We start from the raw sequence: 14,870 nt of genomic DNA on the forward strand, positions 1-14,870 counted from the left end.
ACCTCACATGTGGCCGACTTCGGCCGGCAGCTCGTAGAAGCTGGCGTGGCGGTAGACCTTGTCTTCCGAGGGCACGAACAGCGGGTCTTTCTCGTCCGGGGACGAGGCGGTGATCAGCGCCGAGGGCACCACCCACAGGCTCACGCCCTCGTTGCGGCGGGTGTACAGCTCGCGCGCGTTCTCGATGGCCATCGCCGCGTCGGCGGCGTGCACGCTGCCGACATGCTTGTGGTTGAGGCCGTGCTTGCTGCGCACGAAAACTTCGAACAGGGTCCATTCGGACATGGCGGGGTTCTCCAGATCAGGGCTTGATCAAGCGGCGTTGCGCTTGGATTGTTTTTTTCGGGCGTGGGCGACGGCGGCTTCGCGAACCCAGGCACCGTCCTCGATGGCCTTGCGGCGGGTGGCGATGCGCTCGGCGTTGCACGGGCCATTGCCCTTGAGCACGTCGTAGAACTCCTCCCACTGGATTTCGCCGAAGTCGTAGTGGCCGCGCGCTTCGTTCCACTTCAGGTCCGGATCCGGCACGGTGCAGCCGAGCAGTTCCAGTTGCGGGATGGTCTGGTCGACGAAACGCTGGCGCAGCTCATCGTTGCCCTGGCGCTTGATCTTCCAGGCCATCGACTGGGCGCTGTTCGGCGAGTGCTCGTCGCTGGGGCCGAACATCATCAGGGCCGGCCACCACAAGCGGTTGATCGCGTCCTGGACCATGTCCTTCTGCGCCTGGGTGCCTTCTTTCATCATGGTCAGCAGCAGTTGGTAGCCCTGGCGCTGGTGGAAGCTCTCTTCCTTGCAGATACGGATCATCGCCCGCGAGTAGGGGCCGTAGGAGGTGCGCTGCAGCACCACCTGGTTGACGATCGCCGCGCCGTCGACCAGCCAGCCGACCGCGCCCATGTCGGCCCAGCTCAGGGTCGGGTAGTTGAAGATGCTCGAGTACTTGGCCTTTCCGCTGTGCAGCTTGGCGATCTCCTCGTCGCGGTCGGCGCCCAGGGTTTCCATCGCGCTGTACAGGTACAGGCCGTGACCGGCTTCGTCCTGGATCTTGGCCATCAGTTGCAGCTTGCGCTTGAGGGTTGGGGCGCGGGTCACCCAGTTGCCTTCCGGCAGCATGCCGACGATCTCTGAGTGGGCGTGCTGGGAGATCTGGCGGATCAAGGTCTGCCGATAGGCATCCGGCATCCAGTTCTTGGCCTCGATCTTGATCTCGGCGTCGATCTTCTCTTGGAAGGCGCGCTCCTCGGGGGACATTTCGTCCAGCGCTTTGACCCGCTTAACGCCGGTCTCAACCAGTTGTGCGTACATGCTGCGTCTCCAGCCTTGTAAAGGTTTCTCGGGAGGCCTTGGCCATGGCTGTATTTTTAAATGATACAAAAATAAATATCAAACACTAAATTGTGTGTCGTATATATTTTTTGTATCACATCGACGATCGGCCCTTCGGTAGGAGCGGGCTTGCCCCGCGATTGTCGGCTGGCGGCTACATCGCTTCGCGGGGCAAGCCCGCTCCTACAGGGCAAAAAAAACCCCGCCGAAGCGGGGTCGAGAAAGGCGGGGATCAGCCCAGCTTGCGCTTGTCGAATACGTGGCAGGCCTTTCCTTCCGAGCGTTTCAGGCTGTGCGAGGGCTGGATCAGCACGCGTGCGCTGATGCCGATATGGTTCTTGATCTGCTTGCTCAGTTCGTTGCCGATCAGCTTTTGCTGGTCGCCGTCCAGGCCTTGCAGTTCATGCTTGAGCTCCACGTGCACGTCCATGCCGTCGAGGTTTCCATTGCGATACAGATGTATCTCATAATTCTCTGAAAGCTGTTTTATTTTTAGTACCTGCTCCTCGATCTGCGTCGGGAACACGTTGACCCCGCGGATGATCAGCATGTCGTCGCTGCGCCCGGTGATCTTGTCGATGCGACGCATCGGCCGTGCGGTGCCTGGCAGCAGGCGCGTCAGGTCGCGGGTGCGGTAGCGGATCATCGGCAGCGCTTCCTTGCTCAGCGAAGTGAACACCAGCTCACCGTATTCGCCGTCTGGCAGTACTGCGCCGGTCACCGGGTCGATGATTTCCGGGTAGAAGTGGTCTTCCCAGACGGTCGGGCCGTCTTTGGTCTCGGCACATTCCATGGCCACGCCCGGGCCCATGATTTCCGACAGGCCATAGATGTCCAGGGCGGTGATGCCCATGCGCTCCTCGACCGCGCGGCGCAGCTCGGCGGTCCAGGGCTCGGCGCCAAAGATGCCCAGGCGCAGCGCCAGCTTGTGCGGATCGATGCCCTGACGCTCGATCTCGTCGGCGATGTTGAGCATGTACGAGGGGGTGACCATGATGATGTCCGGCTGGAAGTCACGGATCAGCTGGACCTGCTTCTCGGTCTGGCCGCCGGACATCGGGATCACCGTGCAGCCCAGGCGCTCGGCACCGTAGTGCGCGCCCAGGCCGCCGGTGAACAGGCCGTAGCCGTAGGAGATCTGCACCTTGTCGCCACGCCGGCCACCGGCCGCGCGGATCGAACGGGCGACCACGTTGGCCCAGGTGTCGATGTCATTTTGCGTGTAGGCGACCACGGTCGGCTTGCCGGTGGTGCCGCTGGAGGCATGCAGGCGCACGATATCGTGCATCGGCACGGCGAACATGCCGTAGGGATAGTTGTCGCGCAGGTCGTTCTTGCCGGTGAACGGGAACTTGGCCAGGTCGTCCAGCGATTTCAGGTCGTCGGGGTGAACGCCCAGGCTGTCGAAACGCTGCTTGTAGAGCGGCACGTTGTGGTAGGCGTGGTTGAGGCTCCAGCGCAGGCGCTCCAGCTGGTGCTGGCGCAACTGGTCGATGCTGGCGGTTTCCATCGGATCAAGCAGGTTCGTGTTAACAGACATGTTCATGGTTTCACTCGAATTGTTTTTGTGCATAGGCCCGCACGCAGGCCTTTGAGTGCTGATAAGCAGAATAACCCTCGGCGACCGACGTGTCAGAGCCGCTCGATGATCAGTGCGATGCCCTGGCCGACGCCGATGCACATGGTGCAGAGTGCGTAGCGGCCCTGGCGTTCTTCCAGTTCGTGCAGCGCGGTGGTGACCAGGCGCGCACCGCTCATGCCCAGCGGGTGGCCGAGGGCGATGGCGCCGCCGTTCGGGTTGACCCGTGCGTCGTCGTCGGCCAGGCCCAGTTCACGCAATACGGCCAGGCCCTGGGCGGCGAAGGCTTCGTTGAGTTCGATGACGTCCATGTCGGCCAGGCTCAGGCCCGCCAGTTCCAGCACCTTGTGGGTAGCGGGTACCGGGCCGATGCCCATCAGGCGCGGTTCGACGCCGGCGCTGGCCATCGCCACCACCCGGCCACGGGCCTTGAGGCCATGCCGCGCAGCCGCTTGCGGGCTGGCCAGCAGCAGCGCGCAGGCGCCATCGTTGACCCCCGAGGCGTTGCCGGCGGTGACACTGCCTCCCTGGCGAAACGGCGTGCCGAGCCTGGCCAGTTGCTCCAGGGTGGTGTCACCGCGTGGGTGTTCGTCGTGCTCGACCCGTTTGGCCGGGCCTTTGCGCTGAGGGATCTCTACCGCCACGATCTCCTTGGCCAGGCGACCGCTGGCCTGGGCGGCGGCCGCCTTGTGCTGACTGCGCAGGGCGAAGGCGTCCTGGTCGGCGCGCGAGACATTGAACTGCGCGGCGACGTTCTCCGCGGTCTCCGGCATCGAGTCGGTGCCAAACTGCGCCTGCATCAGCGGGTTGATGAAGCGCCAGCCGATGGTGGTGTCGAAGATCTCCGCGCTACGACCGAAGGCTTGCTCGGACTTGCCCATGACGAACGGCGCACGCGACATCGACTCGACGCCGCCGGCGATCATCAGCCCGGCTTCGCCGCAGCGGATGGCGCGTGCAGCGAAGCCGATGGCGTCCAGGCCGGAGCCGCACAGGCGGTTCAGCGTGGTGCCCGGCACGCTGACGGGCAGGCCGGCGAGCAGCGAGGCCATGTGCGCGACGTTGCGGTTGTCTTCGCCGGCCTGGTTGGCGCAGCCGTAGATCACGTCGTCGATGGTGCTCCAGTCCAGCTGCGGGTGGCGCTGCTGCAGGGCCTTGAGCGGGATCGCGCCGAGATCGTCGGCGCGCACGCTGGACAGGGCGCCGGCGTAACGGCCGATGGGGGTACGGATGGCGTCGATGATCAGGGCGTCATTCATTCGGGGTCTCCTGCGCCAGCACGGTGCCGCGCACTTTGTAGGACTTGCCACGGAACAGGGCGATCAACTGACCGTGCTGGTTTTCGATGCGTACGTCGTAGTTGCCGGTGCGACCGCTGCGGCTCAGCTCACTGGCGTGGGCCGTCAGGGTGTCGCCCAGGCGTGCCGGGGCGACGTAGTCAATGCTGCAGCCGATCGCCACGCAGGCGTCGTTGTAGCTGTTGCAGGCGAAGGCGAACGCCGAGTCGGCGAGGGCGAACAGGTAGCCGCCATGGCAGGTGCCGTGGCCCTGGATCATGTCTTCGCGCACGCTCATGCCGATCATCGTCCGGCCCGGCGCGACCGAGAGCAGGCGCATGCCCAGCCGCTGGCTGGCGGTATCGCGCTCGAACATTTCCTCGGCGCAGCGGGTGGCAAGCGACAAGGCGTCGTGGTTAGTCATGCAGGCACCTCCCTTCGGCGACCCGGCGGCGCAGCAGCAGGGAAGGGCGATAGCGTTCCTCGCCATAGCTTGCCTGCAGGTGCTCCAGGGTGCGCAGCACGCCCGGCAGGCCGATGGCGTCGGCCCAGGCCAGCGGACCCTGCGGATAATTGACCCCGGCGCGCATGGCCAGGTCGATATCGGCGGCACTGCCGACCCCTTGCAGTACCGCGTCGGCGCCTTCGTTGGCGAGCATCGTCACGCTGCGCAGCACGGCCAGGCCAGGCAGGTCGGCAAGCTGGCTGACCTTGAGACCGGCACGTTGTAGCAGGGCCACGGCCTGGTCGCGGGCGCTGTCGCGGGTGTCGGCGGCGCAGGCGATGGCCAGGCGGCCGGCCTTGGCATAGTCCAGCGCCAGGTCGAACAGCACCAGGTTGCGCAGGCCGTCGTCCTGGGCGCGCTGGCTGGCCAGGCGTCCGTCGGACAGGGCCAGCAGTGCATCGCCGACGCGCAGCAGGCCGCTGCCATCACGCCGTACCACCTGCACGCCGGCGTCCTGCAGGCGTTGGACCAGGGGTTCGGCCACGCCCAGATCGCCCTCCACCACGCAACTGTCGACGTGGGCGGCGCTGGTCAGTTCTACCGGCTGCGGGCGCTCGGCGCCTTCGGCGTAGTTGTAGAAGCCGTGGCCGCTCTTGCGTCCGAGGCGGCCAGCGTCGACCAGCTCTTTCTGGATCAGCGACGGCTGGAAGCGGAAGTCGCCGTAATAGGCGGCGAACACCGAGCAGGTCACCGCGTAGTTGACGTCATGGCCGATCAGGTCGGTGAGCTCGAAGGCGCCCATGCGAAAGCCGCCGGCGTCGCGCAGCAGGGCGTCGAGGGTCGCGCAGTCGGCGGCGCCTTCCTGCAGCAGGCGCAGGCTTTCGGCATAGAACGGCCGGGCCACGCGGTTGACGATGAAGCCGGGAGTCGACTGGGTGTGCACCGGCTGCTTGCCCCAGGCGCTCGCCGTGGCGTACAGCTGCTCGGCCAGCACCCGTGGCGTGGCCAGGCCGGAAACGATCTCGACCAGGGCCATCAGCGGCGCCGGGTTGAAGAAATGCATGCCGATCACCCGCTCGGGGTGGGCCAGACCCGCGGCAAGGCTTGTGATCGACAGCGACGAGGTGTTGCTGGCGAGGATACAGTCGGCGCTGCACAGCGCCTCCAGCTGACGCAGCAGGCCACGCTTGACCTCAAGGTTCTCGACGATCGCCTCGATCACCAGGCCCGCATCGGCCAGCGCCTCGATGGCGTCGGCCGGTTGCAGGCGGGCCACGGTGGCGGCGCGCGCCTCGGCGCTGAGCTTGCCTTTTTCCACCAGCTTGCCGAGCTGCCGGTCGATGCCGTCGATGGCCTGGGCGGCGGCGCCGGGACGGGTGTCGTGCAGTTTCACCGGATGGCCGGCCTGCGCCGCCACCTGGGCGATGCCGGCCCCCATGGCGCCGGCGCCGATCACGGCGACGACGGTGCTCTGGTTCAGTGCGCTCATCACTCAGCGTCCCTTGAAGGTTGGGGTGCGTTTGGCCATGAAGGCACTGACGCCTTCGCGGTAGTCCTCGCTGCGACCGGCCAGGCGCTGCAGGTCGCGCTCAAGGTCCAGTTGTTCGTCGAAACTGTTGTTCAGGCTGGCGTTCAGGCTGCGCTTGATCAGCGCCAGGCCGTAGGTCGGCTGGCTGGCCAGGTGGCGCGCCAGCTTGAGCGCTTCATCGCGCAGCTCGGCGTCGTCGACCACCCGGTAGATCAGCCCCCACTGCTCGGCCTGCTCGGCGCTCAGGCGCTCGCCGAGCAGCATCAGGGCCTTGGCGCGGGCGGTGCCGACCAGGCGCGGCAGGGTCCAGGTGCCGCCGGAATCGGGGATCAGGCCGATCTTGCAGAACGCCTGGATAAAGCTTGCCGAGCGGGCCGCCAGGACCAGGTCGCACGCCAGCGGAATGTTCGCCCCGGCGCCGGCGGCAACGCCGTTGACCGCGCAGATCACCGGCAACGGCAGATCGCGCAGGGCGCGGATCAGTGGGTTGTAGAACTGCTCGATGGACTCGCCCAGGTCTGGCGCGGCGGCGCCGGGGGCGACATTGCGGTCGCCAAGGTCCTGGCCTGCGCAAAAGCCACGGCCTTCGCCACAGAGCAACAGGACACGCACCTCGGGGTTCTGCCGCACCTGTTTGAGTGCTTCGCGCACTTCCGTGTGCATCAGTGCGTTGAAGCTGTTGAGTTGATCCGGGCGATTGAGGCTGAGGGTGGCGACGCCGTCCTCAATGGCAAACAGGATGTGCTGGAAATTCATCGAAGGGGCGCTCCAGGGATAAACAGGGAAGGGGCAGCCAGGCTTACTGGCCGGTGAATTCAGGGCGGCGCTTGGCCTGGAAGGCGGCGATACCTTCATTGCGGTCGGCGGTGCCGGCCAGCACGGTGAAGGCATGGCGCTCGAAGCGCAGGCCGCTGGCCAGGTCCGTGTCCTGGGCCTTGAGCAGTGCTTCCTTGGCCAGGCGTACCGCCAACGGCGCTTTCTGCGCGATCACGCGGGCGATGGCGATGGCGCGATCGACGGTGAACTCGGGCTGGGTCACTTCACTGACCAGGCCGGCACGCTGGGCGAAGCGCGCATCGATGGCCTCGCCGGTGAGCACCATCTGCATGGCCAGCGACTTGCCGACCGCGCGCAGCAGGCGTTGGGTGCCGCCGGCGCCGGGCATGATGCCGAGGTTGATTTCCGGCTGGCCGAAGCGGGCGTCTTCGCCGGCGATGAGGATGTCGGCGTGCATGGCCAGTTCGCAGCCGCCGCCCAGGCAAAAGCCGTTGACCGCGGCGATCAGCGGTTTGGAGAAGGCGGCGATGCGCTGCCAGTGGGCGACGCGCGGATCGTTGAGGATGCCGACCAGGTCGCGTTCGGCCATTTCCTTGATGTCGGCGCCGGCTGCGAACGCCTTGCGGCTGCCGGTGATGACCACGGCGCGGGTGTCGGGATCGCGTTCGGCCTGCTCCAGTTCGGCTGCCAGCTCACCGAGCAACTCGGTGTTCAGGGCGTTCAGCGCTTGCGGGCGCTGCAGGGTGATCAGGCGTACGCCCGCTTCGGGGGCAAGAACGGCAAGGGTGCGAGGCATCGAGCGCTCCTCTGGCTGCACGCGCGGCTTGGTGGCCGGCAGGTTTTGGATGTTGCGGCGTTTGGACGGGCACCGACGAGGGCGCCTGGCGGGCCGACTTTTTTCGAGTATACGCACAAAGTGATACAAAACAACAATGCAAAATAATTATTTTGTGTCTTATGTTTTGGTGCTCTTCCGGCCCTTGTCTTGGGATTATGGCTGCCAAATATAGCGCGGATACGCGTGCTAGCCGGCTGACGGCAGGGATGGCCTGCTGCTCGGTCATGACATTCCGATACAGATCTCTTTACTTATCTGTCAAAAAGCGTTGTGATACAAAAAATATCGAATGACGCATCGCTTTTCGTAGCTTTGTGCCCTTGCCGCCGGTTTCTCGAGGAAATACGCCATGCCGTCCACCGCCACCCGCGCTGCCCTGGAACTGTTCGACCACCACCGCGCCACGCTCGACCGCGCGCTGCAGGCCATTGCCGAACGCGGCTACTGGTCGCCCTACAGCGAGCAGCTCAAGCAGTACCCGGCAGCAGCGGTAGAGGGCGCGCAAGCCGCCTTCGAGGCGCTGCTCAACCGGCCGTTCGCGCTGCAGGGTCCGGCCGCGGTGGGGCGCGTCGGTGCCGAGCGTTCGCCCTACGGCTTCGACCTCGGGGTCAGCTACGATCGGTACGACGCCGAACAGTTGCTTGCGCGCCAGCAGCAGGCGCTGCCGGCCTGGCGCGATGCCGGCCCGCAGGCGCGGGTCGGCGCCTGCCTGGAAATCCTCAGCCGCCTCAATGCGCTGAGCCCGACCCTGGCCCATGCGGTGATGCACACCACTGGCCAGGCCTTCATGATGGCCTTCCAGGCTGGCGGCGCGCATGCCCAGGATCGTGGTCTGGAAGCCGTGGCCTATGCCTGGCGGGCAATGGCCGAGGTGCCGCAGGCGGCGCAGTGGGTCAAGCCGCAAGGCAAGCTCGACCCGCTGCAACTGGACAAGCGCTGGCACATCGTGCCGCGCGGCCTGTCGCTGGTGGTCGCCTGTTCGACCTTCCCGACCTGGAACACCTACCCGGGCCTGTTCGCCAGCCTGGCCACCGGCAACCCGGTGCTGGTCAAGGCGCACCCGGGGGCGATCCTGCCGGTGGCGATGAGCGTCAAGGTGGCACAAGAGGTGCTCGCCGAGCTGGGCTTCGACCCGGCGCTGGTCAGCCTGGTGGTCGATACGCCAGAGGCACCGGTGGCGCAGCAACTGGCGCTCGATCCGCGGGTCAAGCTGGTCGATTTCACCGGCTCCAATGCCTTCGGCGAGTGGCTGGAGCGCCACGCACTGCAGGCCCAGGTGTTCACCGAGAAGGCCGGCATCAACACCGTGATCATCGACAGCACCCGCGATCTCAAGGCGGTGGCGAAGAACCTGGCGTTCTCCCTCAGCCTCTATTCCGGGCAGATGTGCACCACCACCCAGGCCATTTATGTGCCACGCGGCGGCATTCGCAACGGTGACGAACAGCTCAGCTTCGCCCAGGTTGCCGATGCCCTGGCCGCTGCCATCAACGGTTTGCTCTGCGACAATGATCGCGCCTGCGCCGTGCTTGGCGCCATCCAGTCGCCGGCGACGGTTGCACGTATCGACGCCTGCCGCGGGCTTGGCGAAGTACTGCTCGACAGCGAAGTGCGCGAGCATCCGCAGTTCCCTGGCGCGCGGGTATGCACGCCGCTGCTGCTGAAGGTCGACGCGGCCCAGCGCGACGCTTATACCCAGGAACGCTTTGGCCCCATCGCCTTCATCATTGCCACCGACGACAGCGCGCACAGCCTGCAGGTCGCCCGCGAGGTGATCGCCGCCAAGGGCGCCATGACCCTTGGTGTGTACTCCACCGACGAGCGCTTTATCGACCAGGCCCAGGCGCTGGCCCAGGATGTCGCTGTGGCGTTGTCGGTGAACCTCGACGGCGGCGTGTTCGTCAACCAGTCGGCGGCCTTCAGCGACTTCCATGCCACTGGCGCCAATCCGGCGGCGAATGCCTCGATCAGCGACGCTGCTTTCGTCAGCCGACGCTTCGTCATCGTCCAGAGTCGCCGCCACGCGGCCCACTAAGAACAACGAGGACATTGCCATGACGTGCTACAGCCTCGACGGCCTGACCCCGGTCGTACACCCCAGCGCCTATGTGCACCCCAGCGCGGTGCTGATCGGCGACGTGATCATCGGTGCCGGCTGCTATGTCGGCCCGTTGGCCAGCCTGCGCGGCGACTTCGGACGCATCGTCCTGGAAGAGGGTGCCAATATCCAGGACACCTGCGTGATGCACGGCTTTCCCGAGAGCGACACGGTGGTGGGGCGCAACGGCCACATCGGCCATGGCGCGGTACTGCACGGCTGCCGCATCGGCGAGGACGTGCTGGTCGGCATGAACGCCGTGGTCATGGACAACGCCGAGATCGGCCCGCGCTCGTTCATTGCGGCCACGACTTTCGTCAAGGCGGGCTTTCGCTGCGATGCGCAGTCGCTGGTGCTCGGTGCTCCGGCGGCGGTCAAGCGTCGCCTCAGTGATGAGGAGGTGGCCTGGAAACAGGCGGGCACGGCGGAGTACCAGCGCCTTGCCCAGCGCTGCATCCAGGGGATGGTCGCTTGCGAGCCGCTGAGCGAGGTCGAGGCGGCTCGCCCGCGGATCAGTGCCAGCACCTTGCGGCCCAAAGGGGAGGGGCAATGAGCAGTGCGGCCAAGGTGCCCGCCAATGGTCATGACGGGCGCTCAGCGGGTATATTTCGCAGTAACCTCCTGCCCGGTTCTCCCATGACGTCCCTTGCTCCCCTCAATCAGTTGATTACCCGTTTCCAGCAGCAGACGCCGCTGCGTGCCAGCTCGCTGATCATCACCCTCTACGGTGATGCCATCGAACCGCATGGTGGAACGGTCTGGCTCGGTAGCCTGATCCAGTTGCTCGAACCCATCGGCATCAACGAGCGGTTGATCCGTACTTCTATTTTCCGCCTGACCAAGGAAGGCTGGTTGAGCGCCGAGAAGGTCGGCCGCCGCAGCTACTACAGCTTGACGGGGACCGGTCGTCGACGTTTCGAGAAGGCGTTCAAGCGCGTCTACAGTTCTGCGCTGCCGGCCTGGGATGGTTCCTGGACCCTGGTCCTGCTTTCGCAATTGCCCCAGGACAAGCGCAAACAGGTGCGCGAGGAACTGGAGTGGCAAGGTTTCGGCGCGATTTCGCCGGTGATGCTGGCGTGCCCGCGCTGTGAGCGCGCCGATGTGGTGGCCACCCTGCAGGATCTTGAGGTACTGGAAGACACCATTCTCTTCGAAACCACCGCGCAGGATGTGCTGGCCTCCAAGGCGCTACGCATGCAGGTGCGCGAGAGCTGGAACATCGAGGCATTGGCCGGGCAGTACAGCGAGTTCATCCAGCTGTTCCGTCCGTTGTGGCAAGCGCTGCGCGAGCAGGATGAGTTGCAGCCGATGGACTGTTTCCTGGCCCGCACGCTGCTGATCCATGAATACCGCAAACTGCTGTTGCGCGACCCGCAGTTGCCCGACGAGCTGCTCCCCGGCGACTGGGAAGGGCGGGCGGCCCGTCAGCTGTGCCGCAACATCTACCGTCTGGTCCATGCCAAAGGCGAAGAGTACCTGAGCAGCGCGCTGGAAACTGCCGACGGTCCGTTGCCGGAGGTCGGGGAAAGTTTCTACCTGCGCTTCGGCGGACTGAAGTAGTCGTTATGCGGTAATCCGGGCACAGAGGCGCTCTGTGCCTGGCCAATAATAAAAATAGCAGTGAGGCCGGTAACATCATGATGACTGCAAGTGCACTCAGGGCAGACCGTTTTGATGAATGGCTGGAGAGTATCAACCAGGCCTGCGGCCGTTTTTGCGCCAAGACCCTGGGGCCTGAGTTTTCCGGCGCGGTAAGGGAACACAAGGCCGGTGCGATCAAGCTGAGTTTCGTGGATGTCGCTCAAGCCCGTCTCTATCGCACCGGGCGTGAGGTCGAGCAGAGCGAAAGCAGGCATTTCTTCGCGGTGTTCCAGTTGCAAGGTCAGGCTGCAATGGAACAGGACGGCAAGCGGGCCGCACTTGGTCCTGGCGATATCACGCTGATCGATGCGACCTTGCCCAGCGATTTCACCTACAGCGACAACTCACGCCAGCTGTCATTGATCCTGCCTCGTCATGTGGTCGAGCACAGCCAGCGCTTCAGCACGATCCGCTGCGCCCAGCGCATCGACGGCCGCTCGCCCATTGCGATGTTGACCCATCGACTGGTCGTGGAAGCGACCCACCAGGACACGCTCAGCCTGCAGGAGAGCGAAGCGACCCTGGAGGCTATCGTCAGTTTGTTGCGCCCGGTCATCGGCAATGCCGAGGCGGATCCGGATGTGCATGAACGGCTGTTTCGCAAGACCATTGCCTTCATTGATGAACACATTCGCAGTGAAGAGCTGTGTCCGGAACTGCTGGCCCGTGAAGTCGGTGTGTCGGTTCGGGGCTTGTACCGGATGTTCTCGAAGAAGGGCCTGGTGGTGGCCCAGTACATCAAGAACCGTCGTCTGGACTTCTGCGCCGAGTCGTTGCGCCACAGTGCAGAGCAGCAGAAACTGTCGGCCCTGGGTTATTCCTGGGGGTTCTCCGATGCCAGCTATTTCTCCACCGCCTTCAAAGCCCGTTTTGGCGTATCGCCGGGCGAATACCGCAAGCGTTACCAGCACTGATTCCCACCTGGCACAACCCGCGTGACGGGTTGTCTCCCCGCAAGCGCCAATAGTGCGCCTTGCCCATCAATGCCCGTCGAATTGGCAGAACGGCCAATACGACTGGCATGCAGAAAAAAACGGTCTTCGGCCACAGCGGTTTAAATCGACCTGTCAAAGGCCATCGTCCGTGCTGTGCGGTCGATGGTCTCCCCAGGGTAGGAGTTTCAGCGGGCAGTGCGGATGCCCAGGTCAGAGGTTTCAGCTCCATGCATAACAACAAGATTCGCCAGTGCCTGGCCGGTTGCTCGCTGCTGGCATTGCTTGCGGTCACCCAGGTGCAGGCCGCAGCCTGTGTACCCGCGTCGGTGGAGAAGGGTAGCCAGTTGTTCGCCCAGGAATGCTCGGTGTGCCACACCGTACAGAAAGACGTGAAGGGCATGATGGGGGTCAACCTGCACGGGGTGGCCGGTCGCACCTCGGGCACGTTCCCGGGTTTCAGCTATTCCCAGGCGATGAAGGACAAGGCCGTGCCCTGGAAGACCGAAAACCTCCAGGCCTTCATTACCCAGCCGCAGGCCTTCGTGCCGGGCACCTACATGCCCTACATGGGCATGGCCGCTGCAGACAGCGCGGCGGTTGCCTGCTTCCTGAGCCAGCAGTGAGCCCGGGTCGACTCCATCAATGATGAGGAAAGAGAATGAGCAAGGTTGATGTACTGCCCCAGGTGGCCGCTTTTCTGCAGCGTCGGCACGGCTGCTTCATCGATGGCCAGTGGGTTGTGCCGCAAGGGTCCACCTCGCCGGTGCTGAACCCGGCGACCGGCGAAACCATCGCCCAGGTGGCCGACGCCAGTATGGAGTTGGTCGAACGTGCTGTGTTGTCGGCGCGCAAGGCGCACGAGGAGCGAGTCTGGTCGGGGCTGCGCCCGGCGGATCGCGAGCGCATCCTGTTGCGTTTCACGGCCCTGGTGCAAGCGCACGGCGAGGAGCTGGCGCAGCTGGAAACCCTGTGCCAGGGTAAATCGATCAACATGGCGCGGATGCTGGATGTCGGCGCCACCGTTGAGTTCATGCGCTATATGTCCGGCTGGGCGACCAAGATCGAAGGGCAGACCCTCGATGTGTCCATCCCGCTGCCGGAAGGGGCGCGTTATACGGCGTTTGCCCGCCGTGAACCGGTCGGCGTGGTCGCCGGCATCGTGCCGTGGAACTTCCCGTTGATGATCACTGCCTGGAAGCTGATGCCGGCGCTGGCCACCGGCTGCACGGTAGTGATCAAGCCATCGCCGGAAACGCCGCTGACCGCCCTGCGCCTGGCTGAGCTGGCGATCGAGGCGGGCATTCCCGCCGGGGTGTTCAACCTGGTGACCGGGGCTGGCAATGTCGGCCAGGCGCTCGCCTCGCACAAGAAGATCGACAAGGTGTCGTTCACCGGTTCGACGGCGGTGGGCAAGATCGTCGGCGGCGTCGCCGTGCAGAACATGACCCGCTTCGCGCTTGAGCTGGGTGGCAAGAACCCGATGATCATCCTCGCCGATGCCGATATCGACAAAGCCGTGCAGGGTGCGCTGCTGGGCGGGCTGCTCAACAACGGCCAGGTGTGCGCCGCGGCCTCGCGCTTCTATGTGCACCGCTCGCGTTACGATGATTTCGTTGCTGGCCTCGCTGCGGCGGTTTCCGGCATGTCGATCGGTGCGGGCATGGACACCACTGCGGCGGTCAATCCGCTGGTGTCGCGCAAGCAGCAGCAGAGTGTGCTCAAGCATATCGAGACGGCCAAGCAGGAAGGCGCTCGCGTGGTCACGGGGGGGGAGCTGGTGGAGAGTGCCGGTTTCTACGTGCAGCCGACGGTGCTTGCCGATGTCGACCACAGCATGGCGGTGGCCCGTGCCGAGGTCTTCGGTCCGGTGCTTTCGGTCATTGTCTTCGACGACGAGGATCAGGCGATCGCCATGGCCAACGACAGTGAATACGGCCTGGCTGCCAGTCTGTGGACCAATGACCTGACCAAGGCGATGAACCTGGTGCCGCGTATCGAGGCCGGTACGGTGTGGGTCAACGCTCATGTGTTGCTGGACCCGAACATGCCGTTCGGTGGGGTCAAGCAATCTGGCATGGGGCGTGAGTTTGGGCGTGCGGTGGTCGAGGCGTATACCGAAATCAAGTCGGTGTGTATTGCCCACTGATCGTTTTTTGCTCCTCTTGGCAGGCCTCGGGTCTGCCTTTTTTTGGGGGGTGAGGCTGTGTGCTTATCCATTTCTTGCAGCGACGCTGCCGGCGCCTTCCGCCTTTACGGCGGCCTACTTTTTTCTTGGAAAAAGTAGGCAAAACCGCCTGCTCCTACATACGGCCCTACGCTTCGCTTCGGGTTCCTTCGCTCCGGTGTCTTCCGGGGCCACGCGGCCTACGACTTGCTTCGCCAAGTCTACGGCTCGCGCTCTTCGGCTACGCCGAAGGTGCTACGCA

General features: G+C 64.8%; 14 protein-coding genes. 6 read left to right on the forward strand and 8 right to left on the reverse strand.

Annotated features, from left to right (window positions below; translation table 11 throughout):
- Positions 1–3 precede the first annotated feature (3 nt).
- The 8 genes from paaB to paaF form a co-directional block, all read right to left on the reverse strand.
- Entirely contained in the window at positions 4–285 is a 282-nt protein-coding gene (gene paaB / locus ACIQUS_RS25180; RefSeq protein WP_128324817.1) for a 1,2-phenylacetyl-CoA epoxidase subunit PaaB, read from the reverse strand.
- Positions 286–312: 27 nt separating this feature from the next.
- Complete coding sequence (paaA, locus tag ACIQUS_RS25185; protein ID WP_403053198.1) at positions 313–1,305, reverse strand: 1,2-phenylacetyl-CoA epoxidase subunit PaaA; 993 nt, start codon at positions 1,303–1,305, stop codon at positions 313–315.
- 253 nt (positions 1,306–1,558) lie between these two features.
- Positions 1,559–2,872 carry a phenylacetate--CoA ligase PaaK gene (gene paaK, locus ACIQUS_RS25190; RefSeq protein ID WP_403053201.1) on the reverse strand — a complete coding sequence of 438 codons (1,314 nt, stop codon included), beginning with the start codon at positions 2,870–2,872 and terminating at the stop codon, positions 1,559–1,561.
- An 86-nt stretch (positions 2,873–2,958) separates the two neighbouring features.
- Positions 2,959–4,164, reverse strand: a complete 1,206-nt coding sequence (gene pcaF / locus ACIQUS_RS25195) for a 3-oxoadipyl-CoA thiolase (RefSeq protein WP_403053204.1) — start codon at positions 4,162–4,164, stop codon at positions 2,959–2,961.
- A complete protein-coding gene (gene paaI / locus ACIQUS_RS25200; RefSeq protein WP_403053207.1) occupies positions 4,157–4,606 on the reverse strand; it encodes a hydroxyphenylacetyl-CoA thioesterase PaaI in 450 nt (149 codons plus the stop codon). The genes pcaF and paaI overlap by 8 nt, the downstream gene beginning before the upstream one ends.
- Positions 4,599–6,116, reverse strand: coding sequence for a 3-hydroxyacyl-CoA dehydrogenase PaaH (gene paaH, locus ACIQUS_RS25205; protein ID WP_403053210.1), 1,518 nt, complete (start codon positions 6,114–6,116; stop codon positions 4,599–4,601). Before paaH ends, paaI begins: the two co-directional genes overlap by 8 nt.
- A gap of 3 nt (positions 6,117–6,119) precedes the next feature.
- Positions 6,120–6,911, reverse strand: coding sequence for a 2-(1,2-epoxy-1,2-dihydrophenyl)acetyl-CoA isomerase PaaG (gene paaG / locus ACIQUS_RS25210; protein WP_403053213.1), 792 nt, complete (start codon positions 6,909–6,911; stop codon positions 6,120–6,122).
- A 43-nt stretch (positions 6,912–6,954) separates the two neighbouring features.
- The gene (paaF, locus tag ACIQUS_RS25215) at positions 6,955–7,728 is read right to left on the reverse strand and encodes a 2,3-dehydroadipyl-CoA hydratase PaaF (RefSeq protein ID WP_403053216.1); all 774 of its coding nucleotides are present in this window, start codon (positions 7,726–7,728) and stop codon (positions 6,955–6,957) included.
- 391 nt (positions 7,729–8,119) lie between these two features.
- Here paaF and paaN point away from each other — a divergent pair, with 391 nt between their 5' ends.
- The 6 genes from paaN to ACIQUS_RS25245 all read left to right on the forward strand — a co-directional run bounded on the left by paaN (position 8,120) and on the right by ACIQUS_RS25245 (position 14,590).
- Complete coding sequence (gene paaN, locus ACIQUS_RS25220) at positions 8,120–9,805, forward strand: phenylacetic acid degradation protein PaaN (protein WP_403053219.1); 1,686 nt, start codon at positions 8,120–8,122, stop codon at positions 9,803–9,805.
- A gap of 19 nt (positions 9,806–9,824) precedes the next feature.
- The gene (paaY, locus tag ACIQUS_RS25225; protein ID WP_403053222.1) at positions 9,825–10,421 is read left to right on the forward strand and encodes a phenylacetic acid degradation protein PaaY; all 597 of its coding nucleotides are present in this window, start codon (positions 9,825–9,827) and stop codon (positions 10,419–10,421) included.
- 83 nt (positions 10,422–10,504) lie between these two features.
- Positions 10,505–11,428: a phenylacetic acid degradation operon negative regulatory protein PaaX gene (gene paaX / locus ACIQUS_RS25230; protein ID WP_403053225.1), complete on the forward strand. Its 924-nt coding sequence runs from the start codon at positions 10,505–10,507 to the stop codon at positions 11,426–11,428.
- Between the two features lie 77 nt (positions 11,429–11,505).
- A complete protein-coding gene (gene feaR / locus ACIQUS_RS25235) occupies positions 11,506–12,423 on the forward strand; it encodes a transcriptional regulator FeaR (RefSeq protein WP_403053228.1) in 918 nt (305 codons plus the stop codon).
- Between the two features lie 248 nt (positions 12,424–12,671).
- Positions 12,672–13,067, forward strand: a complete 396-nt coding sequence (locus ACIQUS_RS25240) for a c-type cytochrome (RefSeq protein ID WP_403053232.1) — start codon at positions 12,672–12,674, stop codon at positions 13,065–13,067.
- 35 nt (positions 13,068–13,102) lie between these two features.
- On the forward strand, positions 13,103–14,590 hold the full coding sequence (locus tag ACIQUS_RS25245; RefSeq protein WP_403053235.1) for an aldehyde dehydrogenase family protein: 1,488 nt from the start codon (positions 13,103–13,105) through the stop codon (positions 14,588–14,590).
- Positions 14,591–14,870 lie beyond the last annotated feature (280 nt).

It is taken from the genome of Pseudomonas sp. NPDC090755, from assembly GCF_044769005.1.
Lineage (GTDB): Bacteria > Pseudomonadota > Gammaproteobacteria > Pseudomonadales > Pseudomonadaceae > Aquipseudomonas.

Excerpts from the sequence above, each read along its gene's own strand:
- ACIQUS_RS25245 (WP_403053235.1), top strand. The coding sequence starts at position 13,103 with ATGAGCAAGGTTGATGTACTGCCCCAGGTGGCCGCTTTTCTGCAGCGT.
- ACIQUS_RS25240 (WP_403053232.1), top strand. The coding sequence starts at position 12,672 with ATGCATAACAACAAGATTCGCCAGTGCCTGGCCGGTTGCTCGCTGCTG.
- paaA (WP_403053198.1), bottom strand. The coding sequence starts at position 1,305 with ATGTACGCACAACTGGTTGAGACCGGCGTTAAGCGGGTCAAAGCGCTG.
- paaG (WP_403053213.1), bottom strand. The coding sequence starts at position 6,911 with ATGAATTTCCAGCACATCCTGTTTGCCATTGAGGACGGCGTCGCCACC.
- paaI (WP_403053207.1), bottom strand. The coding sequence starts at position 4,606 with ATGACTAACCACGACGCCTTGTCGCTTGCCACCCGCTGCGCCGAGGAA.
- paaH (WP_403053210.1), bottom strand. The coding sequence starts at position 6,116 with ATGAGCGCACTGAACCAGAGCACCGTCGTCGCCGTGATCGGCGCCGGC.
- paaK (WP_403053201.1), bottom strand. The coding sequence starts at position 2,872 with ATGAACATGTCTGTTAACACGAACCTGCTTGATCCGATGGAAACCGCC.
- pcaF (WP_403053204.1), bottom strand. The coding sequence starts at position 4,164 with ATGAATGACGCCCTGATCATCGACGCCATCCGTACCCCCATCGGCCGT.
- paaY (WP_403053222.1), top strand. The coding sequence starts at position 9,825 with ATGACGTGCTACAGCCTCGACGGCCTGACCCCGGTCGTACACCCCAGC.
- paaN (WP_403053219.1), top strand. The coding sequence starts at position 8,120 with ATGCCGTCCACCGCCACCCGCGCTGCCCTGGAACTGTTCGACCACCAC.
- feaR (WP_403053228.1), top strand. The coding sequence starts at position 11,506 with ATGATGACTGCAAGTGCACTCAGGGCAGACCGTTTTGATGAATGGCTG.
- paaF (WP_403053216.1), bottom strand. The coding sequence starts at position 7,728 with ATGCCTCGCACCCTTGCCGTTCTTGCCCCCGAAGCGGGCGTACGCCTG.
- paaX (WP_403053225.1), top strand. The coding sequence starts at position 10,505 with ATGACGTCCCTTGCTCCCCTCAATCAGTTGATTACCCGTTTCCAGCAG.
- paaB (WP_128324817.1), bottom strand. The coding sequence starts at position 285 with ATGTCCGAATGGACCCTGTTCGAAGTTTTCGTGCGCAGCAAGCACGGC.